At 52.1% G+C, this 26417-nt stretch carries 24 protein-coding genes; 15 read left to right on the plus strand and 9 right to left on the minus strand.

Annotation, left to right across the window (positions count from 1 at the left end; all coding sequences use genetic code 11):
- Window positions 1–117 precede the first annotated feature (117 nt).
- Window positions 118–789 (minus strand): hypothetical protein, encoded by a 672-nt coding sequence (locus D0B88_RS04505; protein ID WP_151055464.1) that lies wholly within the window; start codon window positions 787–789, stop codon window positions 118–120.
- A gap of 217 nt (window positions 790–1006) precedes the next feature.
- On the opposite strand from D0B88_RS04505, the gene hisB reads away from it, so the two are divergent.
- From hisB to hisF, 4 genes are all read left to right on the plus strand, one after another.
- A complete protein-coding gene (hisB, locus tag D0B88_RS04510; protein WP_151055466.1) occupies window positions 1007–1636 on the plus strand; it encodes an imidazoleglycerol-phosphate dehydratase HisB in 630 nt (209 codons plus the stop codon).
- Window positions 1637–1639: 3 nt separating this feature from the next.
- Window positions 1640–2290 (plus strand): imidazole glycerol phosphate synthase subunit HisH, encoded by a 651-nt coding sequence (gene hisH, locus D0B88_RS04515; protein WP_151055468.1) that lies wholly within the window; start codon window positions 1640–1642, stop codon window positions 2288–2290.
- Between the two features lie 89 nt (window positions 2291–2379).
- A complete protein-coding gene (hisA, locus tag D0B88_RS04520; RefSeq protein WP_151055470.1) occupies window positions 2380–3111 on the plus strand; it encodes a 1-(5-phosphoribosyl)-5-[(5-phosphoribosylamino)methylideneamino]imidazole-4-carboxamide isomerase in 732 nt (243 codons plus the stop codon).
- A gap of 15 nt (window positions 3112–3126) precedes the next feature.
- On the plus strand, window positions 3127–3900 hold the full coding sequence (gene hisF / locus D0B88_RS04525) for an imidazole glycerol phosphate synthase subunit HisF (RefSeq protein ID WP_094984772.1): 774 nt from the start codon (window positions 3127–3129) through the stop codon (window positions 3898–3900).
- Between the two features lie 82 nt (window positions 3901–3982).
- Here hisF and D0B88_RS04530 read toward each other — a convergent pair whose 3' ends face one another.
- The 5 genes from D0B88_RS04530 to gpmI form a co-directional block, all read right to left on the minus strand.
- Window positions 3983–4207, minus strand: coding sequence for a DUF6316 family protein (locus tag D0B88_RS04530; protein ID WP_040391022.1), 225 nt, complete (start codon window positions 4205–4207; stop codon window positions 3983–3985).
- A 168-nt stretch (window positions 4208–4375) separates the two neighbouring features.
- On the minus strand, window positions 4376–5260 hold the full coding sequence (locus D0B88_RS04535; RefSeq protein WP_225318531.1) for a divergent polysaccharide deacetylase family protein: 885 nt from the start codon (window positions 5258–5260) through the stop codon (window positions 4376–4378).
- A gap of 5 nt (window positions 5261–5265) precedes the next feature.
- Window positions 5266–6678 carry a S41 family peptidase gene (locus D0B88_RS04540; RefSeq protein ID WP_007638829.1) on the minus strand — a complete coding sequence of 471 codons (1413 nt, stop codon included), beginning with the start codon at window positions 6676–6678 and terminating at the stop codon, window positions 5266–5268.
- 140 nt (window positions 6679–6818) lie between these two features.
- Entirely contained in the window at window positions 6819–8000 is a 1182-nt protein-coding gene (locus D0B88_RS04545) for a murein hydrolase activator EnvC (protein ID WP_225318532.1), read from the minus strand.
- Window positions 8001–8070: 70 nt separating this feature from the next.
- The gene (gpmI, locus tag D0B88_RS04550; protein WP_151055474.1) at window positions 8071–9615 is read right to left on the minus strand and encodes a 2,3-bisphosphoglycerate-independent phosphoglycerate mutase; all 1545 of its coding nucleotides are present in this window, start codon (window positions 9613–9615) and stop codon (window positions 8071–8073) included.
- A gap of 358 nt (window positions 9616–9973) precedes the next feature.
- On the opposite strand from gpmI, the gene D0B88_RS04555 reads away from it, so the two are divergent.
- The 4 genes from D0B88_RS04555 (at window position 9974) to D0B88_RS04570 (ending at window position 12953) form a co-directional block, all read left to right on the plus strand.
- Window positions 9974–10387, plus strand: coding sequence for a rhodanese-like domain-containing protein (locus D0B88_RS04555; protein ID WP_007638822.1), 414 nt, complete (start codon window positions 9974–9976; stop codon window positions 10385–10387).
- A gap of 49 nt (window positions 10388–10436) precedes the next feature.
- Window positions 10437–10694, plus strand: coding sequence for a glutaredoxin 3 (gene grxC / locus D0B88_RS04560; RefSeq protein WP_151055476.1), 258 nt, complete (start codon window positions 10437–10439; stop codon window positions 10692–10694).
- 57 nt (window positions 10695–10751) lie between these two features.
- Window positions 10752–11258 (plus strand): protein-export chaperone SecB, encoded by a 507-nt coding sequence (gene secB, locus D0B88_RS04565; RefSeq protein WP_151055478.1) that lies wholly within the window; start codon window positions 10752–10754, stop codon window positions 11256–11258.
- Window positions 11259–11447: 189 nt separating this feature from the next.
- On the plus strand, window positions 11448–12953 hold the full coding sequence (locus tag D0B88_RS04570) for a Ppx/GppA phosphatase family protein (RefSeq protein ID WP_151055480.1): 1506 nt from the start codon (window positions 11448–11450) through the stop codon (window positions 12951–12953).
- Between the two features lie 28 nt (window positions 12954–12981).
- Here the strand turns inward: D0B88_RS04570 and D0B88_RS04575 are convergent, their stop codons facing one another.
- Entirely contained in the window at window positions 12982–14685 is a 1704-nt protein-coding gene (locus D0B88_RS04575; RefSeq protein WP_151055482.1) for a family 43 glycosylhydrolase, read from the minus strand.
- Here D0B88_RS04575 and D0B88_RS19220 point away from each other — a divergent pair.
- Complete coding sequence (locus tag D0B88_RS19220; protein WP_255477829.1) at window positions 14684–14818, plus strand: hypothetical protein; 135 nt, start codon at window positions 14684–14686, stop codon at window positions 14816–14818. The genes D0B88_RS04575 and D0B88_RS19220 overlap by 2 nt on opposite strands.
- Here D0B88_RS19220 and D0B88_RS04580 read toward each other — a convergent pair.
- Window positions 14815–15837 (minus strand): LacI family DNA-binding transcriptional regulator, encoded by a 1023-nt coding sequence (locus D0B88_RS04580; protein ID WP_151055483.1) that lies wholly within the window; start codon window positions 15835–15837, stop codon window positions 14815–14817. The two genes, D0B88_RS19220 and D0B88_RS04580, sit on opposite strands and share 4 nt — an antisense overlap.
- A gap of 147 nt (window positions 15838–15984) precedes the next feature.
- Here D0B88_RS04580 and D0B88_RS04585 point away from each other — a divergent pair, with 147 nt between their 5' ends.
- The 4 genes from D0B88_RS04585 (at window position 15985) to D0B88_RS04600 (ending at window position 20210) form a co-directional block, all read left to right on the plus strand.
- Window positions 15985–17649, plus strand: a complete 1665-nt coding sequence (locus D0B88_RS04585; protein WP_225318533.1) for a carboxylesterase/lipase family protein — start codon at window positions 15985–15987, stop codon at window positions 17647–17649.
- Window positions 17650–17769: 120 nt separating this feature from the next.
- Entirely contained in the window at window positions 17770–18405 is a 636-nt protein-coding gene (locus D0B88_RS04590) for a putative glycoside hydrolase (protein ID WP_151055485.1), read from the plus strand.
- A gap of 230 nt (window positions 18406–18635) precedes the next feature.
- Entirely contained in the window at window positions 18636–19163 is a 528-nt protein-coding gene (locus D0B88_RS04595) for a sigma-70 family RNA polymerase sigma factor (protein WP_007638802.1), read from the plus strand.
- A gap of 24 nt (window positions 19164–19187) precedes the next feature.
- Window positions 19188–20210 (plus strand): FecR domain-containing protein, encoded by a 1023-nt coding sequence (locus D0B88_RS04600; protein ID WP_151055489.1) that lies wholly within the window; start codon window positions 19188–19190, stop codon window positions 20208–20210.
- On the opposite strand, the gene D0B88_RS04605 is transcribed toward D0B88_RS04600, so the two are convergent.
- Entirely contained in the window at window positions 20207–21142 is a 936-nt protein-coding gene (locus D0B88_RS04605; protein WP_151055491.1) for a hypothetical protein, read from the minus strand. The genes D0B88_RS04600 and D0B88_RS04605 overlap by 4 nt on opposite strands.
- A 271-nt stretch (window positions 21143–21413) precedes the next feature.
- Here D0B88_RS04605 and D0B88_RS04610 point away from each other — a divergent pair, with 271 nt between their 5' ends.
- Together D0B88_RS04610 and D0B88_RS04615 are read left to right on the plus strand one after the other, a co-directional pair.
- Window positions 21414–23966, plus strand: a complete 2553-nt coding sequence (locus D0B88_RS04610) for a family 49 glycosyl hydrolase (protein WP_191966523.1) — start codon at window positions 21414–21416, stop codon at window positions 23964–23966.
- A 208-nt stretch (window positions 23967–24174) separates the two neighbouring features.
- A complete protein-coding gene (locus D0B88_RS04615) occupies window positions 24175–26406 on the plus strand; it encodes a family 49 glycosyl hydrolase (RefSeq protein WP_225318534.1) in 2232 nt (743 codons plus the stop codon).
- Window positions 26407–26417: the final 11 nt, after the last annotated feature.

The raw sequence follows: 26417 nt of genomic DNA on the forward strand, positions 1-26417 counted from the left end.
TGGCAGTACAAACGCAAGTGAGTCTTAATAACGTCTTTTTATAAGAATTGGCAGAACTGCGTAAATTCACCTGAATACCCTTGGGGTATTCAGGTTAGTGCTTGTTTTATATAGAAATTAGAATGCACCCGAGAGTTTCAGGCGCAGGCTATTGTCGATGTCGCCACTAAAATATTGTTGGAATTGCAGGCTCAAATCCAGGCGGCCAAGGGTTTGACCTATACCTATTACCCCGTAGAGCCCGCCGTCTATTTCGATATCCTCGGAGTAACAATCGCTGCAATTACTGATGCTGCGCTCCGAGGCCAGGATACCGCTGATGCCACCGCGGACGGTCACAAAGGTCATATTGTCCTGTCCAAAACGGTATTTGGGGCCGTATTCGGCAAATAGCATAAACGCGTTGGCGTCTGACTCTTCGTAATCTACATCGTCGCCCCAATAGTCCTCTACATATTGGCCAAAGGCTGCGTTATCGCGGTAGAAAAGTACGTTAATGCCCAGCGACAGGGTATTTTCGCTGTTGCTGGAATAATATTCCGCTGCGCCACCTACCGCTGTGGCGGTGTCTTCAATGCCCTGCGATGCAGCGGCTTCTTCGTCAAACCTGACATGATCAACATGCCCCGACCAGCTCCAGCCGGTGTAGCTGGCCTTAGCCGGATTATTGGGGGTGCTATTGGGTGCCGCAAGCGCGGTACAACTGGCGCCCAACAGGGCCAGGGTTACGAGAGTGTTGCAGCTCAGCAGGTTTTTTATGCGTGATGAGTTCATCAGGTAAGGTTTCATAGTGATAATCCATTCAGGGTGAAGCGATTTAGGGTGAGAAAAACAGGGTAGCCGTAAAACCAGCACTTGTCCGCTGGGGACTTGATAAGAATTTTGGGTGCTGGAAACTGTATGCCCACTTAACAATCGCGCTTATAGCGCAGCTTTCCGTGAATTTAGCGGCCCGAGTCTATATAATTCGCGCATCTTTTCAGCCTGCTCCCTGCCGAGTGTATTTATGACCGATTCAACCCCTTGCACTGACCCTACTGCACCCAACCAACGGGTTGCCAGTGTGGCGCGCAATACCCTGGAAACCAAAATCAACGTCAGCCTCAACCTCGATGGCGCCGGTAAAGGCGTGTTTAACACCGGCGTGCCCTTTCTTGAACATATGATGGATCAGATCGCCCGCCATGGCATGATCGACCTGGACGTCACCTGCGACGGCGACACCCATATCGACGATCACCACTCAGTGGAAGACATTGGCATCACCATTGGTCAGGCCGTTGCCAAAGCCGTGGGCGATAAAAAAGGCATCCGCCGCTACGGCCACGCCTACGTGCCGCTGGATGAAGCCTTGTCGCGCGTGGTGATCGATTTCTCCGGCCGCCCCGGCCTGGTCATGCAGATCCCCTTTACGCAAAAGCGCGTCGGCCAGTTTGATGTGGAATTGTTCTGGGAGTTTTTCCAGGGCTTCGTCAACCACGCCGGCGTTACCCTGCACGTGGACAACCTGCGCGGCCACAATGCCCATCACCAGATAGAAACTGTGTTCAAAGCCTTCGGCCGCGCCCTGCGTATGGCGCTCGAACTCGACCCGCGCATGGAAGGCATTATGCCCTCCACCAAAGGTAGCCTCTGATTTATGACTAAGCAGACAGTTGCCGTTATCGATTACGGCATGGGCAACCTCCACTCAGTGGCCAGCGCCCTGAGTCATGTTGCACCTGAACAAAACGTTGTGGTGACTTCTGATCCCGCCGTGGTAGCCGCTGCCGACCGCGTGGTATTCCCCGGTGTAGGCGCGATCCGCGACTGCATGGCGGAAATCAAACGCCTCGGCTTCGACAAGCTGTTGCGCGAGCAAATCGCCACTGGTAAACCGGTGCTCGGCATTTGTGTTGGCATGCAGGCTTTAATGGATAGCAGCGAAGAAAACGGCGGTGTCGATTGCATCGGCATTCTGCCGGGAAAAGTGCGCTTTTTCGGCGAAAATCATCGCGATGCTGCAGGAAATCACCTGAAAGTACCGCATATGGGCTGGAATCAGGTGCATCACAATGATCACCCACTTTGGGTGGGTATCGAGCAGGACAGCCGCTTCTACTTCGTGCACAGCTTTTATGTATTTGCCGAAGATAGCAGCTTGATCGCTGCAACTTGCGACTATGGCGTACCATTTCATGCAGCGCTCACACGCGGCAATCTGTTTGCGGTGCAATTCCACCCGGAAAAGAGCCACACGGCGGGTTTGCAGTTGCTGAAGAATTTTTTACATTGGGATGGCAAGGCTTAGGTTGGGCAGCAATACCCAACATTGTAATTACCGCTACCCACGTTGGGCATGACTGCCCAAGCTACTTTCTGTTTAATCGAGATTGATCAATGTTAATTATCCCCGCAATTGATTTAAAAGATGGCCAATGTGTACGCTTGCGCCAGGGTTTGATGGACGATTCAACCGTGTTCTCTGACGATCCCGTCGCGATGGCCGCACAATGGGTGCAACAAGGTTGTCGTCGTTTGCATTTGGTCGATTTGAATGGCGCCTTTGAAGGCAAGCCAGTGAATGGCGGTGTGGTTACTGCGATTGCCAAAGCCTATCCCAAGCTGCCGATTCAGATCGGCGGCGGCATCCGCAGCGCGGAAACCATCGAGTATTACCTGAATGCGGGTGTTGAATACGTAATTATCGGCACCAAAGCGGTAAAAGAGCCGCAGTTTGTGACCGACATGTGCAAACAATTTCCCGGTCACATCATCGTCGGCCTTGATGCCAAAGACGGCTGGGTTGCCACCGACGGCTGGGCGGAAGTATCCAATGTGCAAGCCTCCGAACTCGCCAAACGTTTCGAGCAGGACGGTGTCAGCAGCATCGTCTACACCGACATCGCCCGCGACGGAATGATGCAAGGTGTGAATGTGCAGGCGACTGTCGCTATGGCGCAGGCCTCCAGCATCCCGATTATCGCCTCAGGTGGCGTGACCAATATGGACGATATTATCGCGCTCAAAGCCGAATCACATAAGGGTATCTGCGGCGCCATCACCGGCCGCGCGATTTACGAAGGCACGCTGACCATGGCAGAAGCTCAAGCTTATTGCGACGCAAATTAACCACCGGAACTCTGTATGGCACTCGCAAAACGCATAATTCCCTGCCTCGATGTGGACAATGGCCGCGTGGTTAAAGGCGTGCAATTTCTGGATATCCGCGATGCGGGTGATCCGGTAGAAATCGCCAAGCGCTACAACCAGGAAGGCGCGGATGAGATCACCTTTCTCGATATCACCGCTACCCATGAAGGGCGTGCCACCACGGTGCACACGGTAGAGAAGATCGCGAGCGAGGTGTTTATCCCGCTTACGGTGGGCGGCGGTATTCGCACGGTGGAGGATATCCGCATCATGCTTAATGCGGGTGCAGATAAAGTGAGTATCAACTCAGCAGCGGTGTTTAACCCCGACTTTGTAAAAGCGGCCTCTGACCGTTTTGGTGCCCAGTGCATTGTGGTGGCGATTGATGCTAAAAAAGTCAGCGCTGAAGGCGAGACACCGCGCTGGGAGATTTTTACCCACGGTGGCCGTAAACCTACGGGCATCGACGCAGTGGAGTGGGCAGCCAAAATGGCCGCCTATGGTGCGGGCGAGATTTTGCTTACCAGCATGGATGGCGATGGCACCAAAAAGGGTTATGACCTGGGTGTGACGCGCGCGATTAGCGATGCGGTGCCGGTGCCGGTGATCGCTTCGGGCGGCGTGGGCAATTTGCAGCATTTGGTGGATGGTGTGACTCAGGGCCGTGCCGATGCGGTGCTGGCGGCGAGCATTTTTCATTTCCGCGAATACACCTTGCAGCAAGCGAAAGAGTATATGCGTGAGCGGGGTATAGAGGTGCGTCTGTAAAAGCTTTTGGTTGAAAATGAAACGAGACATGCAAAAACGGGCGCCCAATGGCGCCCGTTTTTGTCAGCGGCCTAGAAAGGATCTAGGCCGCGCGGTACTGCTTTAGTACATCGGATACCTTTGGTTCGGATGCCTGAATAAATTCAATAAACTCTCCAACACCTACTTCGGCATCAGCGTGGCTATCAAACGGGCCTATATCCACGCCTTCGCGGGTGGTGTAATACCAGTAGCCATCTTTCTGTATGTATCTGCCGTGCCGGGAAGGGACGCTGCCCTGTTCGCCTGCTCTATTTGCTGTAGCCATATTGATTCCTCGCTGCGCTGCCACTCTGAATATTCCCTGTTGCGGACTGATCATTAATCGCCCAGCATGATTATAAACAGCAACGAAAGCAGATCGCTAGATTTAGTTGGTCTGCCACAATGCTATTTTTAGATCATTCTGGATTTAACCAGCTTGGCGTTTAATTCATCAATTTTCCCACACTGGCGGTGTGTAGTCAAAAGGGTTGATAGGCATCCAGGTTTCCGGCCAGAGGCTCATGGGCGGTGCGAGACAATAATTGCCCGCGCCTCCCTTTAATCCACCCGGGATGGTATCGGCCATTAATTGCGATGCCTTAACCAAGTGGACTTGATAGCGCGCCAATAGTTCCGGTAGTTGTTCCAATACGCGCAGTGTCTCTGGATAAGGGTGGCCGATCGCGATGGCTGAGCCTTGTTGCTGTGCTTTTTCCAGTGCTAACAACAACTGTTGGTAAATGACCTGCTGGTCTTTTTTATCATCCAAAAATACGTCGCGCCGACGGCTGGGCAAACCGATTTCCTGTGCCTGAATCAGCGCCTGGGTCTGGGCGCTGGTGCGACTATCGACAAAATAGAGCTGTTGTTGTTTTAACTCCGCCATCAACCAGCCCATAGGTTCGGCCTCTTCTGTGAGTTGGCTGCCCATATGGTTATTCACGCCTTTGACATGGGGTACATTGGCGAGATTCTGGCGCAATACGGCGATGAATTCGGTTTTTGCCATGCCGCTGCGCAAGCCCCCGCGCCCTAGAGGATAATCATGATGATTGCTCATGGGCGCGTGCAGCATGACTTCTTTACCCTGTTGATGGGCATAGTGGGCCAGCTCGCGTCCGTGGGGGGTAAAGGGTAAAACCGCAACGGTGATAGCGCCGGGCAGGTTCAAGGTGCGCTGACCGAGGCGCAGGTTGTAACCCAGGTCATCGATAATGATTGCCAGTTGGGCGTGTTGATTGGCAGCGGGGGCGCTGCTGGCGCTGTCAATCGACGCCAGGCAACTCAAGAGGATAAATAGCCAGCGGCAGTGGAATCTTGCCTTCGGCGTGCACATGGGGGTTATTGGTCTTGAACGGGTTCGTCGAGACTGGGTTGCAGCACTATGTCCGGTGCAATTTCCGGTTGGGTTTCCGTGCTCTTGGCCAAGGGCGAACTTTGCAGAAAAATATTCAAGCCTTTGAGCAGATTCAACGCCTCATGCAGCTGGTTGTCTTCCTGTAGCAGCTCGGCACTGGTGATGCGGCGGTTGGCTCGCTCTTTACTGGTACTCTCTTTGCCGCCTTTGCCGTTGCCCAAATGGCGCGCCAAATCCGCTTCGGTCACACCGCTGTTCTGGGCGATTGCGGCAACTTGCACGCGTTCTACTTCTACATCCGGTTCAATGCCTTGCGCCTGAATCGAGCGGCCATTGGGGGTGTAATAGAGTGCGGTTGTGAGTTTTACAGCGCGGTCATTGCTGATGGGGATGACCGATTGCACCGAGCCTTTGCCAAAGCTGCGGGTGCCCATAATGATGGCGCGTTTGTGATCCTGCAGGGCGCCGGCGACGATTTCCGAGGCGGAGGCGGAGCCGTCATTGATTAGCACTACCAAGGGTAGACCGCCGGTAATATCACCGGCTTCGGCGTTATAGCTGATATTGCTGTTATCGAGCCGACCCTGGGTGTAAACCACCTGGCCGCCATCAAGGAATGCATCCACCACTTCGACCGACGCCTGCAATACCCCACCGGGGTTGTTGCGTAAATCGAGGATAATTCCCTTGGTGTCCTGATTTTTCTTCAGCTGATCCTGAATTTTTTTGCCCATTTCTTTGCCGGTATCCAGCTGGAATTGAGCGATGCGAATGTAGAAGTAATCCTGCTCCAACAAGCGGGTGCGCACGCTTTGCACTTTGATAATGTCGCGCAGCAAATCGAAATCGATAGGTTGATCGACACCATCGCGCATCACGGTGATTTTAATCGGGCTGTTTTTAGGGCCGCGCATCAGGTTGACCGCTTTGTTTAAATCCATGCCCTTGACGGGTTTATCGTCGATACGCACCACTATGTCACCCGCCAAAATACCGGCTTTGGCGGAGGGGCTATCGTCGATGGGGGTAACTACTTTGACATAGCCATCATCCAGGCTCACTTCCAGACCGACACCGCCGAACTCGCCAGAGGTGTTGGCTTGCAGATCGGCAAAGGCTTCTTTATCCAGATAAGCGGAATGCGGGTCTAACTCAGCAATCATGCCTTTGATGGCGTATTCCAGCAGCTGTGCATCGCTGATGTCATCGACATAACCACTGCGGACATGGTCATAGACACGGGTGAAAGTGCGCAGCTCTTCCAGCGGCAACAGCCCGGTGGTTGTATTAGCGGTGGATTTTTCATCCGCCAGCGCCAATGCCGGTAACAATGCCAGCAGGCTGATGAGGGTCGAGCGGAGGTTACCGTGGAACTGGGAAAAAGCCGCGCAAAACATGAGGTCTCCGATGGCTGGATAAGCCAAAATCTATCCTGAATCGGGGGCGCACACTAAGCCAAATCGGCTTGGAATGACAGCCACCCGCAAAAAAATAACCGCTGTACACAATAAGTCGCTGCACTGAATATAAAGTGCTGCTAGCCGCGTGCGAGCCAGCCGCCCGGGTCTATGGGGCGCCCCTGGTGGCGAATTTCAAAATACAAACCGGTGCTGGCTTGGCCACCCGAGTTGCCAACACTGGCAATAGCTTCACCGGCGCGCACCGGTTCGCCCGCCTTTTTGAGCAGGCTTTGATTGTGGGCATAAAGGCTCAGGTAGCCTTCGCCGTGATCCACAATCACCAGCAGCCCGTGCCCGCCAAAATAATCGGCAAAAACCACGCGCCCATGATGGACTGCAATTACCTGATTGCCCATAGGCGCGGCAATATAAGATCCGCTCCAGTTAATTTGCCCGGCAATGCGCGCGCTGCCAAAGCGATGGATCAACCTGCCCTGAGTTGGCCAGGGCAAGCGGCCTTTGCGCAGGGAAAACTTTTCACCACCCGCAGGCAACGGTACATAGGCTGGTGAATTGATGGCACCACTGCTGGCAACACGCTCGCTCACTCGCTCCAACAAGGCCTGCAGACGGCGGCGATCCTCACTTAGCTGTTTGAGCTGTTGGTTTTTGTCTTTGAATTGATGGTTAACTTTCGCCAGCGCTTTTTGGCGTTCACTCTGATGGCTTTTCAGCTGTTGGCGCTGTTCATCCAACTGTGCTTGCATCGCGCCCAGTTCAAGGGTTTTTTTTTCTATCTCCGGTGTTAGTGCATCGATGCGGGCGATAGTTTCCATAAAACCCTGCATTTTCTGGGTATGCGCCTCCATAAAATAACTGTGGTATTTCATGATGCGCGACAGCTGATCGGGCGATTCCTGATTGAGCAGTACTTTCACCTCACTCTGTTCGCCCAGTTTATGCGCGGCGCGCATCTGCTCGGCAATTTCACCCTGCTGCTTTTTTTTGGCCTGCTCCAGCTGGCTGCGCTCATTTTTGAGCTGATTCAATTCGTTGTTTTGCTGTTTGAGTTCTTTGTTGATCTCATTGGCTTTTTGCTGGAGTTTGTTAATTTCCTGTTCCGATTTTTGCAGATCTTTTTGCAAGCTGGAGCGTGTGCCCTGCACCTGTTGCAGCTCTTTTTGCAGTGCTTCTATCTCTTTCTGCAGCTTGGCCATTTCGGCTTTTTCATCGGCATAACTGCTGGCGGAAAACACCAGCACAGCGCACCACAGGCTGTTGAGTGCGAGAGTTTTGGCGAATACAAAAAATCGACTCATGGTAGTCATATCAATAGGGGTGAAAAATAAAGCGGCTGGTGCAGTACACCAGCCGCTTTGTACTTGCTGGTTACGCCAGGGTAATCAGGTTGCGTCCGGTCATTTCTTTCGGTTGCGGCAGGCCCATCAAGTGCAGCATGGTGGGTGCTACATCCGCCAGCGAACCGCCGGGGGCGATGGTGCCTTTGCGGTGGCTGTGGAAAATAAAGGGCACGGGCAAGGTAGAGTGTTGGGTGTGCGGTTGGCCGGTTTCTTCGTCGAACATCTCTTCCACATTGCCGTGGTCAGCGGTGATTAACGCCTCGCCGCCCACCTTGTCCACCGCTTCCAATACACGGCCAAGGCAGATATCAACCGCCTCTACCGCTTTGGTTGCCGCTTCCATAATGCCGGAGTGACCGACCATATCGCAGTTGGCGTAGTTGCAGATAATCGCGTCGTATTTGCCCGACTCAATGGCTTCGACCAATTTGTCGGTCACAATTGGTGCGTTCATTTCCGGTTGCAAGTCGTAGGTAGCCACTTGGGGCGATGGCACCAGAATACGGTCTTCACCTTCGTAGACCACTTCATTGCCGCTGTTGAAGAAGAAAGTTACGTGGGCGTATTTTTCGGTTTCGGCGATGCGCAATTGGGTTTTGCCCAGCTGTGCAATGTAATCGCCAAATGAATTGGTCAGGTCTTCCGGCGGGAAGGCGATAGGTGCTTTGATGCTGGAGGCGTATTCCGTGGTTTGTACAAAGTGCGCAATGTTTGGGTGCAGCTCGCGTTCAAAACCGGTGAAGTCTTCGCTGATCAGGGCGTTGGTGATTTCGCGTGCGCGATCGGGGCGGAAGTTCATAAAAATCACTGAGTCGCCATCGTTGATAGTGGCGACTTCTTCGTCCTCGCCGCAGACTACCGTGGCTTTTACAAACTCGTCGTTTTCGCCGCGCTCGTAAGCGGCTTTCAAGCCGTCCACGGCGGTGAGTGCATCAAATTCGGCATCGCCCGTTACCATTACATCGTAAGCGGCTTTAACGCGATCCCAGCGGTTGTCGCGGTCGAGCGCAAAATAACGGCCGACAATAGACGCTACACGTCCGGCGCCCAATTCCTTAAACAAATCCTGCGCGCGCTGCAGGGATTTTTCGGCGCTGCGCGGTGCAGTGTCGCGGCCATCCAAAAAGGCGTGCAAGTAGACTTCTTTTGCACCGCGACCGACGGCCATTTTCATCATGGCGTAGATGTGGTCTTCATGGCTGTGTACACCCCCCTCAGAGAGCAGGCCGAGGATGTGCACGGCTTTGCCGGCGGCGATGGCGCTATCGATGGCGGTTACATAGACCGGATTAGTGAAGAAGTCGCCATCGCTGATGGCTTTATTGATACGGGTAAAGTTTTGGTAGACCACGCGGCCTGCGCCGAGGGTCATATGGCCCACTTCGCTATTGCCCATTTGTCCTTCCGGCAGGCCCACGGCCATGCCCGAGGTTTCAATCAGACTTTTGGGATCATTGGCCCAGAGTTTGTCAAACACAGGTTTGTGCGCCGCCGCGATGGCGTTGTACTTGGTTTTTTCGGAGTAGCCATAACCATCGAGAATCAACAACACTATAGGTTTTTTTGCGCTCATAAATCGGTTCCAGGGTCGGATGAACATGAATCGGGACAGCTCGATAGCGCCTCAGGTGCACTATCGTTGAATGGGGTTCGCAGGCCAGCGACTCGCTGCAGCGATAATGGTTCGTATTCTAGCGGGTTGGGCGCGCTAACTCTATGTAAAAACTCGCTATCTGCCGCTTACAATCCCGCTATGGCGCGCAGAACGCTTTGCGTTGAAGCCCGCACGCGCCGGTTAATCGCGGTGTTCAATCGTGTATACTTCCGCGCCTTGTTGACGCCCGCGCCAAAACGGTGTGCAAGGTGTATTGAAAACTCCTTGGTGTGTCCCCACTTAGCGGAACAGACCAACCAAAAGAAGGCAAAGTGCTGTGGACTTTATTGTATTTGTTACCCAAGAATGGCTGTTGGTCACCACCCTGATTGTGCTGATTTACATCTACGTATGGCGCGATCGCATTAAAAGCGGTCGCCCGGTATCACCCCACGAAGTGACGCGTTTGGTCAATGAGGGCAACGCCGTATTGGTAGACCTGCGCGACAGTGCTGAATTCAAGGCGGGCCATATAGTCGGGGCGATTAACGTGCCCTACGCCAAGCTCACCAAAGAATCGACTGAAGTGGCGAGCTACAAAGAAAAAACCATCATCCTGATCGACAAACTCGGCCAACACGCCGGTGCCGTCGGCCGCTTTCTCGGCAAAGAAGGGTTTGATGTGCGCCGTTTAGGCGGCGGTATTGCCGAATGGCAAGCGCAGAATTTACCGCTGGTAAAGGGCAAGTAATAACCTGCCCAAGAGTGTTTTGACCCACCCCAAATTAGTTGGAGTTTTTATGGTCCGCGTGACTATGTACACCACCGCTGTCTGCCCTTACTGCGTTAATGCCAAAAAATTATTGGCGCAAAAAGGTGTAGCGGTTGAGGAAATTCGCGTGGACACCCAACCGCATTTACGCCAGGAAATGATGGATAAAAGCGGTCAACGCACTGTGCCGCAAATCTGGATTGGCGAACATCATGTCGGCGGTTTTACCGATCTGTGGGCGCTGGATAAAGCGGGCAAACTGGATGCATTGTTGGCGCAAGGCTGATTCGGCGCTGCATTGTTTATCATTAGGATTTTTTAATACCACCAAGTCGAGTTTATTATGTCTGAAAATAATCAACAAACTGCAGCAGCAGAAGGCGCCAAAGGCCCGGTATTCGCGATTCAACGTATTTATTTGAAAGATATTTCGTTTGAAACGCCGATGGGCCCGGAGGCTTTTACCAAAGCCTACAAACCCAATATCCAACAGGATTTAAATATCCAGGCCAACCCGATTGAAGAGGGTTTGTTTGAAGTAGTGCTGTTGCTCACTATCACCGCCCGTCTCGAAGACCGCGCCGTGTTTTTGGTGGAAGTCAAACAAGCCGGTTTGTTTGCCATTTCCGGTATTGAAGGCCCTGCGGTAACGCAATTAATTAACACCGCCTGCCCACAAATTTTGTTCCCCTACGCGCGTGAAGCGGTAGACGGCATTCTCGGTCGTGGCAGTTTCCCACCCTTAATGTTGCCACCGATTAATTTTGATGCGGTGTTTGTGCAAGCGATTACGGCAGCGCAGCAACAAGCACAGCAAGCAAAACCGGAAGCGTCTGAAGCGCTGAACTAATTTGTTAGTGTGTTTTCAACAAAGGCAATCACTGTGGTGATTGCCTTTTTTATTGCCTGAATAATTTGCCGTGTGTTGCGCAATCGCGCGCGGCGGCTGTGCATCGGCGCCAGATGATTGTAATCTGTCCGCCAATCGTCTCCCGCCTAGCCCATACTCAATCCAGTTGCTGATAAACGGAAATGCGCCATGTTTAATTTATCTTCCCGCCCCGAGGCCGCTGCCAGTCATATCGCCGCGCTGGATTTAGGCTCCAACAGTTTTCATATGATTGTGGCGCGCTGGGACAATGGCCAGCTCACGCTGCTCGACCGTTTGCGCGAGCCGGTGCGTTTGGGTTTTGGTTTGCAGGCCGATGGCAGTTTGAGCAAAGACGCGCGCGAGCGTGCACTGGCGTGTTTGGAACGTTTTGGCGAATGCCTGCGCGCTTACCCTTCGCGCAGTGTGCGTATTGTGGGCACTAAAACCTTGCGCAGTGTTAATGACGGCGGTGAATTTCTGGCGGCCGCCGAAGCGCGGCTTGGCCATCCGGTGGAAATTATTTCGGGCGATGAAGAGGCGCGTTTAATTTATTTGGGGGTGGCGCATTGTATTGCACCGGATAAAGGCAATCGTATTGTGATGGATATTGGCGGCGGCAGTACGGAAGTTATTTTGGGCGAAGGTATGACTCCGTCGCTCAAAGAAAGTTTGAGCATGGGCTGTGTTGCCATCACCAAACAATTTTTTCACGATGGCAAGGTGAGTGAAAAATCCATCACCAAAGCGCTGATCGCCTGCTTGCAAGAATTACAGCCGGTAAAAGATGAATTTATCGAACGCGGTTGGCAACAGGTGCTGGGCGCTTCGGGCAGTATTAAAGCGGTTGCGAAAGTCTGTGAAGCCAATGGCTGGAGCGATGGCGCTATCACCGCTGTGTCGCTCGATAAAATTATTGCGCGCTATTTGGATGAGGGAAAATTGGATATTGATATGCCCGGTTTATCCGATGATCGCAAACCGGTTTTTTTAGGCGGTGCGATTGTATTGCGCGCATTGTTTGAAGCGCTGCAATTAAAAACCATGATCGCAGCTGATTGGGCGCTGCGCGAAGGTTTGTTGTTTGATCAAAAAGGCCGCTTGGAAAATCACGATATACGTCAGGCCAGTGTGGATGCACTGGCGCTGCGTTTTCACGTGAATATGGAAAAAGCGACGGCGGTGGAAAACACCGCGCTGCAATTGTTGGCGCAGGTGGCGCAAACCTGGCAATTAACCGCGAATGATGCGAGCAAATTATTGGGTTGGGCCGCGCGTTTGTATCAAGTCGGTTTGGATATTGCGCACAACGATTATCACAAACACTCGGCTTATATTGTGCAACACGTCGACCTCGCCGGTTGTTCGCGCGCAGAGCAAGCCCAGCTTTCCGCGTTGGTACTGGCGCATCGCAAACGCTTTCCCGCCAAAAATTTCCCGCTCGATAATATCGATTTAGTGCGCCTGGCGATTTTGTTGCGCCTGGCGGCAATTTTTCATCGCGGCCGCATTAAAGACGGTTTACCTGTTATTGCACTGACAGCGGAAGGCAAAAAAATAAAATTATCGCTGCCGCGTCAATGGCTGCAAAACCACCCGCTCACCCAGGCCGATCTGGAAACCGAACAGCGCCATTTAGGCGATATCGGTTACCAGTTGGACGTTGTCAGCGGGTAAACCCCTGCTAGGGCAACGCCCGGTAGATCTAGGGCAAGGCCCGATAAACAAAATTGCGGAATTTCACTTTGCCAGTGCCCGCGGCGTAAAGCGCCGGGCGCAGGCTCATAAAGCCGTAAGCGACGTTATGGTGAAAGCCGGAGACCTCCATTTGTGTATCGTATTTGCGCCAGGTTTTGCCTTGGTCAGTACTGTAGTGGATGGTCAGTATGTGGCGATTATTGGTCACGCGCAGGCGGAATTTATTGCCGTCCGGGCGGGCGCTGTAACGCTGATCCATACCGTAGCGATGTAGCCAGAAACCCTTGGGCGCGATGCCGACACCGGCGTAGAGTTTGTCGTTGTAGAACACCATGGCACCCGCGACTGCACCTTCTTCCAACTCCAGATCCACCTCAAACTGATAGGCCTGATTGCCCTGTACAAAGGTCATGGGCGATGAGTTGCTGGGTGAAGTGCCTTTGGGGCTAAGTTCCAGATAGGGGCCCTGGGCATCGCGACCGTAGTGTAAGCGTTGGTTTTCGCTCTGGTCGCCGCGATAAAAACTCCACTGCAAGCCAAATTTGTTGCTGCTGAAATCGTCCGACAGCGGGCTGCCGTGTTTGCTCGCCTTGCCGCCTTTGGGTTTGGGAATGGGTTCGCCCACATCAAAGCCTTTGGAGCGGAACCAGCCGTCATCCGTCCACTCGATGGGTTCGAGCATGGTTTGGCGGCCAAGGGTGTGGAAGCCGTTTTCATAGCCGTGGTACATCATGTACCAATCGCCGGGGGTTGGGCCTTCCACCAGTGTGGCGTGGCCGCGCGACCACCATTTTTCCGCCGCGGATTCGGTGCGAATAATGGGGTTGTTGGGTGAGTTCTCCCAGGGGCCGTGTACCGATTTGGCGCGGGCCGCAATCACCATATGGCCGGTTGGTGGGCCAGCGGTGCCGCCCACGGCGGTGACCATGTAGAAGTAGTCACCGCGTTTCATCATTTTTGGCCCTTCCTGGGCGTAGCTTTCCACGTCCCACTCCTCGGGGTATTTCCAGCCGTCGTAGGTGTGTTTCATTTCTCCCACCAGGCTCAGGCCATCATCGGCCAATTGCACATAATCGCCGTGGGAGAAAAACAAATAGCGCTTGCCGTCTTCACCCACCAAATGCCCGGGGTCGATACGGTCTGCATATTTTCGCTGCTGCTTGGCGTCGCGCGGATTCAGGTCGATAGGCGCAGACCAAGGGCCGCGAATATCATCCGCCCAGACCACATAGTTAGAGTTGTGGCCGGGCAATTTGGCGGGGATGTACACGTAGTAGCGGCCGTTATGTTTAGTCAGCTCCGGCGCCCAAATACTGCCGATATATTGGGTCAATGCCGGGCCAATGGGCTGCCAGTTGACCAGATCCTGGGAGTGCCAAATGGTCAGTGCGGGGTAACTTTCAAAGGTGGAGAAAACCATATAGTAGTCGTCGCCGTCTTTGAGAATACTGGGGTCGGGCCGGTCACCGGCAACAATCGGGTTGAGGTAAGTGCCATCGCCCAAGTCGCCCTGGCGCTGACCTTCGTAGGTGGTGGCCCAGGTTTGGCAGTGGCGTAAAAAGCTGTTGCCCAAGTAGTCGACGCAGTCGGCGCTCCCGGTATTCGCGTCCGCCTGGGGTTTGGTTTGTGGCGGCGTACAGCCAGCGGCGGCCAGCGCAAGTGCGCCCCAGGCCAGCAGCCGTGGTAGCTGGCGCAGTGATAGTGGTTGCATGTTTCTTCCTCTGTTGAATCGTTTGGTTTTATTGATTCATTTTGTTGTTGTGGTTGATGTCATTGCCGAGAAAACTATTTGCACCAATTTGCACTACATAGCTGCGCCCGCCGCCTGCTACCGAGATGGTTAATCCATATTGCGCGGTACCAGCGTCATGCTGGCGATATGCCGTGCCGGTGGGCTATCACTGTTATTAATTAACTGTTCCATTTCGCTAAACGCCTGTTCGATCATAAAGGCATAGTCCTGACGCACCGAGCACACCGGATTGCGTAAAAAGTCGAGCATGCTGTGATCGTCAAAGGTCGCCAGCACCATGTTTTCTGGCGCGCCGCCCAAGCGCTGTTTCAGGGCTTGCATCGCGCCTTCAAATAGCGGGATGGATGAACACACCAGTACCTTGGGCAGTGGTTGGCCACTGTCGATCAGCTCACCCATGGCCTGTTCGCCCTCGTGGAAATCATTGTGCGGGACCTGTACTTCACGGCGCTGGCTGGTGCTCAGGCCCAAGTCATCCAATGCCGCATTCAAACCGACCAGGCGCTGGCTAATGGACGGCATACCGCTGTTGCCCGCAAACAATAAAAAGTCCGGCTGCAAATCGCCGCGCTGTACACAAAAAGCGTGCAGGCGCTGCGCCAGTTGGTAGCCGCTCTGCCGGTTGTCCGTCACCACCACCGCGTAATCGTTGCCGCCAAAGTCGCGGTCCAGCAATACCAGCCGCTGTTTTAATTGCGCTGCTGCCAGCGCTGGCATATTTGCATTGGCGGGTACCAGGAACAGGCCATCCACATTGCGCTCGCGGAATTGTTTGATCAGCTCCTGCTGGGTGTCCGGGTTGTCGTAACAGCAGGAAATCCATAGCTGTAAACCCGCTTTACGGCAGCGAATTTCCAGCAACTCCGCCAATTGGGCAAAAAAGTGGTTGGATAAACGCGGAATAATCAATGCCAGTGCATCGCTGCGTTGCAACCGCAAACTGCGTGCTACATGGTTGATTTCATAACCATGCAGCTCCGTATATTCGCGCACCCGCGCCTCGGTTTTGGCGCTGATACGATACTGTCGTGCCTTGCCCAGCAGCACCAAACGCACCGTGGTAATGGACAGCCCCAGCTCATCGGCGATTGCCTCAATTGTCTTGGCCATGCGTTCCCAAATCCTCAGTTATTATTAAATTAGCCTTTGCTAACTCGAATTTGCAAGTAATAAATGACAAATATCGCAACTTGTATTCAAAACTACCCTATGCTAGTTTTTTGCGCTAATTCGAATAAGCCACAGGCGATAACCCAGATGAACAATAACAAGACCCCGCAGCCAACACACGTCAAGAATGCTCAAGAAAACAGCTCTGTGATTGATCGCCGCCAATTGCTCAAAGCCGGGGCTTTAGGTTCGCTGCTACTGGCAGGCAGCGCCAGCCGCGTCTATGGCGCCAGCGATGAATACCCCATCGCCACTACTCGCAGCGGCAAAATTCGCGGCAACAGCCAGCAGGGCATTAAGGTGTTTCGTGGTATTCCCTACGGCGGTGATACCGCCAAAACCCGGTTTGCCCCCGCGTCACCCGAGTTGCCCTGGGAGGGAGTGCGCGACGCGCTGGACTACGGCGCTGCAGCGCCCCAGCGCGGCAACGAGGAGGCGATGTCGGAAGATTGCCTGTTCCTGAATGTCTGGACTCCCGCCCTGCGCGATGGCAAGCCCCGGCCCATATTGTTTTACATCCACGGTGGCGGTTATGACACCGGTTCCGGCGCCAGTGGTTTGTACGATGGCACCAATCTCTGCCTGCGTGGTGACGTGGTGGTAATCACCGTCAACCATCGCCTCAACGCCTTTGGCTATTGGTATTTGGCGCAATTGGAGGAACGCGGGCTGGGCAGCCGTGAATTTGCCGCCTCGGGCAATGTCGGCCAGCTGGATTTGATTCAGGCGCTGCAGTGGGTCAAGCAACATGCAGCTGAGTTCGGGGGCGATGCCAACAACATCACCCTGTTTGGCCAATCGGGCGGCGGCGCTAAAATCGCCAGTTTGATGGCAACCCCCGCCGCCGCAGGCTTGTTTCACCGCGCCTTCACCATGAGTGGCCAGCAAGTGACGGCCGCTGGCCCGCGCGCTGCCACCCAGCGTGCACAGCTATTGTTGGACACACTCAAGCTATCGCCCGGTCAATTGGCCCGACTGAAAACCTTGCCGATGGAGGACATAATCGCCGCAACGCAGCACACTAAAGACCCGTCGCGCATTGAAAATAATCGCCTCTACTTTGGCCCGGTGTTGGACAACCATGTACTGCACCAACACCCCTTTTACCCGCAAGCGCCCGCCCAATCGCGCCATATCCCCATGGTGATTGGCAATACCAAAGACGAAACCCGCGCCTTTCTCGGCGGCGATCCCAAAAACCACAACCTGACCTGGCAGGAACTGCCCGTAAGGTTGGAAGTCAGCCAATATTCCGATGTAAACCCGCAGGTGGTAATCGACACCTATCGCCAGCTTTACCCGCAGTACACGCCCTCGCAGGTATTTTTTGCTGCCACTACCGCCGGCCGCTCCTGGCCCGGAGCGATCCAGGAAGCCGAAGCCCGCGCGCGTCAGGGCGCACCGGCCTATGTTTATCAATTCGATTGGGGTTCACCGCTCGACGACGGCAAATGGGGTGCGTTTCACTCGATTGATATCGCCATGGTGTTCGACACCATCCATCACCCACAGGCGCGCACCGGTCACTCGCCTGCCGCGCAAAAGGTGGCCGATCAACTGAGCGAGGCGCTGATCGCCTTCGCCAACACCGGCAACCCCAGCCACAAAGGCATCCCGCGCTGGAAGCCTTACAGTTTGGAAAAGCGCGAAACCTTGGTGATCAACGAAACCTCGCAATTAGTTAACGACCCGCGCGGCGGCGAGCGAAAACTCTACGCGCAAGTACCTTTTGTACAGCGGGGGACTTTTTAAGTGAGGGGTTTTCTTATAGTCAATTGACATATTTGCCGGTTGGATAAATATTATGCACAGCTGTTAAAGCTCCTTTAACAGCGGCTTGCCCATATAATAATTTCTAACGAGGTCTCAAACATGCAATACCCCACCATCCTGAAATCCTTGCTGGTCTTGTCCGGCATTGTTCTGCTGCCTTTAGCTTCTCAGGCACAAGAACTTAACCCCAACTATTTTTATCTCATCAAAGGTGAGCTGATTAGCCGTAGCATTTCACTCGGCGACCCCACCAATTGGAGCACCGGCATAACAGGGCGTGAGGGCAAATCGGCAGGTGGCAAAGTCGAGGTGGCGCCCACCAGTTTTAAAGGTGAAGGTGATGCGATTCAAATCACCTGGGCACCGCGCAAAAAAATGCAGGGTAATTTTGCGCTCTACGGCAACCCGATTGATTTATCCAAATTCAAAGACTCCGCCTCACTCACCATCGATATGCGGGTGGACGTAAAACCCGATAAAAACGTCAACATCGGCCTGGACTGCGGTTACCCCTGCCGCGCCGACTTACCCATCAACAAACTCATTAAAAGCATGCCCAAAGGTGAATGGTTCAGCCTGCCCCTACCGCTCAACTGCTTCAAAAGCGACAACTTCGACCTAAGCAAAATCAACGGCCCTTTCAGTATCGCCACCGACGGCAAATTCACGGTGAGCATCACCAATATCCGCCTGGAAAAATTGCCCGAGGGTGAGAAGGGGTGTGTGGAGGAGTAAACACCTTCCAAAGTATTTCCACCAGCTAAAAGTTTTATCACTCGGGGGGAGCGGATTTGCCGCTCCCCCACGTCCTATTTGCAGACAGGTTGATATGTCTGCGTAAATCAACCGGTTCAGCCCTCTGCATTGCTAGCTACACTGGAGTGACGGGCTGCATAGAATAATCATGCGCAGCAGGTTCAAGGGGTGAGTTACTTTGTCCAGTTCTTATCGGGCGGGCATGGCAGTTGGGCAGCCATAACCACAGCCAGCAACGGCTGTTAGTGGATGTATACCGCCAGTATCGGCGGGAGCTGTGTGCTTACATAACCGGCAAGTTTGGCGTGGATGCCAGTGATGCCGAAGATATAGTGCAGTCTGCTTTTGCAAATTTTGCGGAGCTGGAGGGTGCGCCGCTGGTTGAAAATCCGCGTGCGTTTCTGTATCGCGCCTGCAGCAACATCGCCATAGATCAAAAACGCCACGGCAAGGTGCGGCAGGGTTATAGCGAGACGGTGTTGCATACCGAGGAAGAGGCGAGCGATGCCACAGGGCCGGAGCGCACAAATGAATCGCGTCAGCGATTGGGAATTCTGGCCCAGGTGATGTGGGCTATGCCCGGGCGGCGACGCCAGTTATTAATGATGAGCCGGTTTGATGGCTTGTCCTATGCGGAAATTGCCCGGCAGGTGGGCTTATCTGAAACCGTAGTCCGTAAACATATCGCCAAAGCGATAGATGATTGTCATAAAGCCCTCAAAGCATGTGGCGAATAGCATGGAACGACAAGAAGTGAACCTATGAAGCCAAATAAATCACCGCAAATTGACAGCGCTATCCAGGCGCAGGCGCGCGACTGGTTGGTGTTGTTAAATTCTGGCGCCGTGAGCGAGCAGCAGCGCGAAGCGTTTGGGCGCTGGATGGCGGCATCGGAAGCTCACGAGCAGGCCTTTGCCGAATACGAACAAACCTGGCAGCAGCTGGGGCAATTGGCACCGGGTACCCGTGCAGAATTGCGCAATTCCGTAGCCGATTTACCCGCTGCAGGCTGGCGCGCGCAATGGAATCAGTGGTTGCAATGGAGTGGTCGCTCCTGGCAGGCCGCTGCGTTGGCCAGTGTATTACTGCTCGGGGTGTGGGTGGTGTTGGATGGGCGCGAGGCAAATCCCGTTATCAGTCATTACCAAACTGCGGTGGCACAGCTGCAAACCATCACCTTGCCCGATGGCAGCCAGCTTACCTTGGCCGCCAAAACACGCATCAATGCTTGGCAAACGGAGGGTGAGCGCCATGTGGAATTGCTTGCCGGACAGGCGTTTTTTGATATCGCCAAAAATCCACAACAACCGTTTTACGTCAGTGTGGGCGGCACTCGCGTTCGGGTTGTGGGTACCCGCTTTGATGTAAATAAATTCAACGGACAAGTGCGCGTGAGTGTGGAAGAGGGCATTGTCAGTGTGAGCGCGCTGGCGCTGGATGCGGGCAGTACAGCACCGGCGGTGGTATTAACTGCGGGCAATACGGTGACCCAATTGGCAGACGGTGTTTTATCGGCGGTTGGCACTATAGACCCTACCGCTGCCGCGCTCTGGCGCAGCGGGCGGCTGGTGTACAACAACGCCACCTTGGTCGAAGTCATTAGTGATGTGAATCGTTATTACGATGGCGAAATTATTGTGCATGACGCGCTCAAAAACGAACGCATTACTATGGCACTGACAACGGCGGAGGTAAATCAATTGCCCGCTGTGCTCGCACAAATCCTGCCAATTCGCGTGCAGCAGGCCGCGGACAAACGTGTGTATTTATTTCCTGCACACTAATTCGTCCTGTCATCCAGTTGTTTTTGTTTGTCGCTGTGGTCGGGATGGGGTGGGTTGCTGTCCTCACTGAAGGCTTGATACCAATCGGGATTGTTTTCTACCAATGCCCGTGCATTTACGCCATCAATATCCAGATAAAAAACACGCCTCGGTGCTGCCTCCAGTTGGCGCAGTGCTTCAACAATTCGTTGGTGGCTGTAAAAATAGCGATCAAATTCGCCTGTTTTCTGCAGTTGGCCTAAACCGCGCTCAATTCGTTCGGCGAGTGAGTGATTGCCGGCGCCCACATAAAAATACAAATCCGCGTGATAGACCAACAAAATATTTTTTTCTACGGCCAGTGTCGGGTCGTTAAGAATATTCAATTCGTGCCATGCCTCAACCACCCCGCGCGGGTAATAGTCAAAGCGTTCGGCTTTTAACATTTTTACCAATAGATTGGCATCCATGGCGGTGGCAACCTTCAGGCCATTGCTGCGCAAAATATGGGTGTCTGGCCAGTGCGCACCTTGTCCTGCAACCAGTTGTTGTAAATCCTCAAGGCTTTCAATTTGATCGAAATGCATTTGATCCTGTTTGCGGATAATAAAAACCCGCATGCCTAGCAGACCTTTAAACAGTGGAATGCTAATCGGCATGAGTGCTTGGTTGCGGTTTTTATCGGCCATTGACCACGCCACACTGTTGGGCAAGTTATTGAGATTGGCGAGCATGCGCGCTTGATACTGATTGGATTCAACATGACGCAGATGAATAATTTCGTCCGCCCCTTGGCTGGCGGTTAAGGCTTTCTGCAATAGATCGGCACAGTAATTTCCCGAGAACTCGGAGCGAGTGGATAGCGCGGTAATAGTTATCACGGTCTCAGCCGATGCCAGTGGTAGCAGCAAGGCAAGACTCAAATGCAACAATAAGGCGGGTCGCGAGCGCATAAATTATCCACAGCATAGAGGTGTTATTTTAAAAAAATCCTCTTTGGCAGAATTGAGACGAACCAAAACAAAAATCCGTTCCCACCTGTGAATTATTTTTATCGCGATTTTTTATCGCTATGTGTTAACACTGCACCCAAGTTGATCGGATTATTTTATTGCTTAGGGGGGCGGATTTTATGCGTAACACGTCCTATTGATGAACAACTGCATTGCTGGATTTGCAAAAAATGCAGCAGTCATTCATTTCACAATAACAATAGGTAGTGTTATGAAATTTCTTGTCTCTAATAGACAATCCAGTCTGTTTGTATTGTCCGTATCCCTTGTTGTCCTGTTTAATTTAACGGCGTGTGGCGGCGGTGGTAGCACCAACCCATCGTCAGTTGCTCCATCCAGCGTAGCTCTTAGCTCAGTTTCCAGTGTCACTAGCAGTGTTAGTTCATCGCTCGTTATTGCCTCCTCTTCTTCTGCGGCGCAAACATCCAGCGATGCCGATGTGATAGCTGCCGACCTGCATACCTGGTGGCACGACGAATATGAAATAAATGACAGCAGCGCGGTAGCGGATAACAAAGTTCGCCGCTCCGGCCTTTACGATGTGCGTGTCGCCACTGTGGCGGCGCCCACCGCGCTAAAAAATGCCTTTGTGTATATGAGTATTCCGCGCAGTGGTCGCAGCAAGGCAGGTTACACCCATGCCGATGGCGCTGAGTTTGCCGACATCGCTAATCTCTCCATGAGTTGGTCGTCGTTTTTATACACGGGTGATGTCTGGGTAGAGGTGGATTTAAAAGATGGCGCCAGCATTAATAATCTGGATGAAATTATTATTCGCCCCACTTCACTCAATTTTGAAAAACAATTGGTTGATAACAATACCCTGCGGATTAAAGTGCCTTACCGCGCTGAGGGTTATCGATTTTCGGTGGAATTTGAAAGCCAACAATTTACCAGTTACAACGATCGCTCTGGTGATACCGGCAACCTGAGTTTAAATGACAGCGGTTATGCCATTCATCGCGAACCCAAAAATGCGCTGCTGATTTTTGCCCAGCCCAACTACACTGCCGAGACTCGCGCGGAATTGGTACCGGAGAGCGGCAATATTCAATACCCGGCGCAGGGGCTAGTGGATGCGGCCAGTTTGAATGCCGATATAATTTATTTTAAGCCCGGTATTTATCACATGGGCGCCAACAAGCACGCATTCCTACCCAACAATACCCGCTGGATTTATCTGGCGCCGGGCGCTTACGTTAAGGGTTCATTTCAATTTCGCAATGCCCAGGAAAATTACAAAGTCACCGGTTACGGTGTGCTATCGGGCGAGCAATATGTTTACGAAGCCGACATCAATAATAATTACCAGCACCGTTTGGACAGCAGCAATAACTGCCATGAAACCTGCGTAAAAATGTTGCGCTTTGAATCGGCCAGTCGCCAACAGCAGTTGCGCGTGCAGGGCATTACCATTAATGAACCGCCCTACCATTCATTTGTGGTTTACGGCAATGAAGACACGTTTGCCATGAATGTCAGTGAATACCAGCAGGTGGGCAGTTGGTTCTGGCAGACCGATGGTTTGGAATTTTATACCGGTAGCGAATTTAACAACGGATTTTTCCATGCGAATGACGACGTTTTAAAGTTTTATCATTCCAATGTAGAGGTTGATAATGTGGTGGTATGGAAAAACGAAAACGGCCCCGTTATTCAATTCGGTTGGTGGCCGCGCCACATGAGTAATATCACGGCAAAAAATATCGATGTGATTCACAACCGCATGTATTGGAAAGATCAAAAACACAATACTTGCGTGATTAACTCCGCGAACAATTGGATCGCCAGTGGCGATACCTGGGATAAAACGGCGGACCTGAGCAAATACGTGCGCAATCTGATGTTTGAAAATATTCGGGTTGAAGGCATGGTGAATTGTGCGATGCGTTTTTATCCGCTATCCAATTTTGAAGGCATTAATATTCATAACCTGGACATTGAGCGCTGGAATGAATTGCCCAATTATTCTCAGTACAGTTTGCTGCAAGCCATGGGTAATAGTGCAGGCACAAAAGTGAATATTACTCCGGGCAACGGTATTAATATTGTGAATTACACCGTGGCCGGCCAGCCGATAATTAAAACCGCCAACAGTAGTGACAATTGGAGTAAAGATAATATTGGCCGTATCGATTTTGATGCGACGCTGAATACTAGTTGGAGCGCGGTTGCCACGATTGATGCGGCCTGTACTGGCCAAACCATTACCACCAGCGAGTTTACCGATTTAACTATTAATCAAACTCTGGATATTACTGCCACAAGCAGCGCGGCGCTGCCGTTGGAGTATGCGATTAGCGGCGCAGCGTCTATAGCGCCCACTGCAACCGGCGCGACCATTACCGCTGCTGCGACGGGGGGTGAAGCTATAGTGCGTATTACCCAGGCGGGCGATAGCGAATTTTGTCCCAGTAGTTTTAGCGCCGTGATTAATGTGGTTGATCCAGCCATGGGGCCGGGCAATCGCTGGATTGGTGCCAGTTGGAAAGCCTGGAGCCCCAGCCAATTGCCGATGAGTTGGAATGCGCAAGACAGTGTCTACGAATTGACAACCGACATTCCCGCTGGCGAACAACAATTAAAATTCACCAACACCGATAACTGGAGTGGTGACGATTGGGGTAATGCCACGGGTTTAACTGGCACTGCAAGCCTGACCACGGGTGGTGGTGACAATGTGAGTTTTACCATTACCACCGCGGGCAACTATTTAATCCGCTTTGATCCCTACAATTTTACTTACTCCATTACGCCCCTGTGATCCGCTTTGCAGGCAGGTGTTTCGGCACCTGTCTGTTTTTTATTGTGGTAAATGTTGATGTTGTTGTGTTGATTTTCCTGATGATTTTTTCTTGTTTTTTGCTGTTAAAAAACGGGCGGGCGACTTGTTATAAGTGCAGCTTGTTAGTGTGATCAATTTATCTGTCGGCTGCCTCCTACTGAATAATATTAATAATGTGGAGTTTTCTATGTGTCCAGCAAGCGCGAGTAATAAAAACAAGTTATTCAAAAAAACCATAAAAATGTTAATGGCATTTTCCGCTAGCCTGCTATTTGCATTACCCTCGTCTGCCGGTCTTACGGCAGATACTGCCGGGCTTAAAACCTGGGTGCACGGCAATAATTACGAAATCAATGCCACCGGTCCGGTTGCCGATAACAAGGTACGCGCCTCCAGCTTTTATGAGGTGCGGGTGAGCCGTGTAGCCGACCCGGAAAATTATTTTGACTCCTTTACCTATATGTCAATCCCGCGCAGCGGCCGCGACAAATGGCTCTACAGCGATGCGGATGGTGACTACGGAGTTGACGGTGCCGAGTTTGCCGATCAAGCTGATCTCAGCATGAGTTGGTCAAGTTTTTTATTTGGCGAGGATGTATGGGTTGAAGTATCTCTGCGCAATGGTGAGACATTTTCATCGGTGAGTGATGTCACTATTCGTCCAACAATTTTAAATTTTGTCAAAGAAAAAGTGGATGCTGACACCATTCGTATCAAAGTGCCATACAGCAGTAATGGGCGACGTTTTTCGGTGGAGTTTAATCACCAACTGTATACCGCTTATAACGATAAAACCCAAGGTGACAGCGGGAAATTGACCACAGTGGCGGCGGGCAATTATGAAGTACATACCGAGCCTAAAAATGCGTTATTGATTTTTGCCGAGCCCATTGCCCTGCCGGATTATCTACTGCCCGACCTGAGCGCGGCGCAAACTGATGGCGTGGTCTATGAACACCCGCCGGGTGAAATTGTGAATTTAAATGAGGTGGCGGCCGATATCATTTATTTCCCACCCGGCATCTATTACATGCGCTGGGACTACCATGCAAAACTACCAGCACGGGTGAAGTGGTTACATCTGGCTCCCGGTGCTTACATAAAAGGGGCCTTTCAATTTACCGACAGTGTGCAAGAGGAATATAAAGTTACCGGCTATGGGGTTATCTCCGGTGAAAAATATGTATATGAGGCGGATGCTGATACTGAAGTTGGTTATGTGCGTCGCCCACAACATAAGTCGAATTGCCATGGCAGCTGCGTCAAACTGTTGCAGTTTGAAGCATCGGGTGAGCAGCAATATTTGTATATGCGTGGCGTTACCTTAAACGAGCCACCCTATCATTCGTTTGTGGTTTACCCCAAACCTGGCAATAGCGAAGAGACAGATCTTGAAGCCTTTTCCATGCGCGTCAAAAATTATAAACAAGTGGGCAGCTGGTATTGGCAAACTGACGGTATGGAGTTGTATAGCAACAGTTATATGAAAAACAGTTTCTTTCACGCCAATGACGATGTGATCAAACTCTATCACTCCAATTTGGATATAGATAACACAGTGATTTGGAAAGGTGAAAATGGCCCGGTTATTCAGTGGGGTTGGAAGCCGCGCAGTTTTGAAAATGTGTCGGTCACCGATACCTATGTGATTCACAACCGCATGGGCTGGAATGACAAAAAATACAATACCTGTGTATTTAATGCCTCGCGCCATTGGGCAAGTGATTCCATGGAGTTGGGTGACACTACTAAAACCATTAAAAATATCAGCTTCAATAATTTTATCGTGGAGGGTAAAACGAATTGTGGTATTCGTATTTACGCTATGGCCAATACCGAAAATATTCATTTTAACAATGTGAGTATTGATGGCTGGAATGAGCTGGATGCCACTGGCACAGTCAGTGAATTTTTTCCGATGACCAATAGCGCCAACACTCCAGTGTCGATTGGCAATGAGTTAATTGATAGCCGCGGGATAAAATTGGAGAATTTTAAAGTGGCGGGTGAATATATTTCCCGTGCCGCCAATAACTGGGAATCGCACCAGCTGGGTAAGCTTAATGTTGACCCCGTCCTGTGGAATCACTGGAACGCCTGGGTAAGTGCGGATATGTCCAGCAGTTACAGCAATATCTGGTTGGCCGGTGATTTTACCAATTGGTCGCTAGTGCCCATGAATTTTCAACAGGGTAATTTTAATATCACTCTGCCCTTATCTGCCGGCAGCCATCAATTAAAATTTGCCAATAGCAATAATTGGTCGGCGATTGATTGGGGTAATACGAGCGGGTTGCAAGGCCAGGCGACACAGAGCACCGGCGGTTTAGCCAATCTGAGTTTTACGATTAACCATGCGGGTGACTATACCATTCGTTTTAATCCCGACACTGGCAATTATTATATTTATAAACTCTAGCCGGAAATAAT

The organism is Cellvibrio sp. KY-YJ-3 (assembly GCF_008806955.1).
Taxonomy (GTDB): domain Bacteria; phylum Pseudomonadota; class Gammaproteobacteria; order Pseudomonadales; family Cellvibrionaceae; genus Cellvibrio.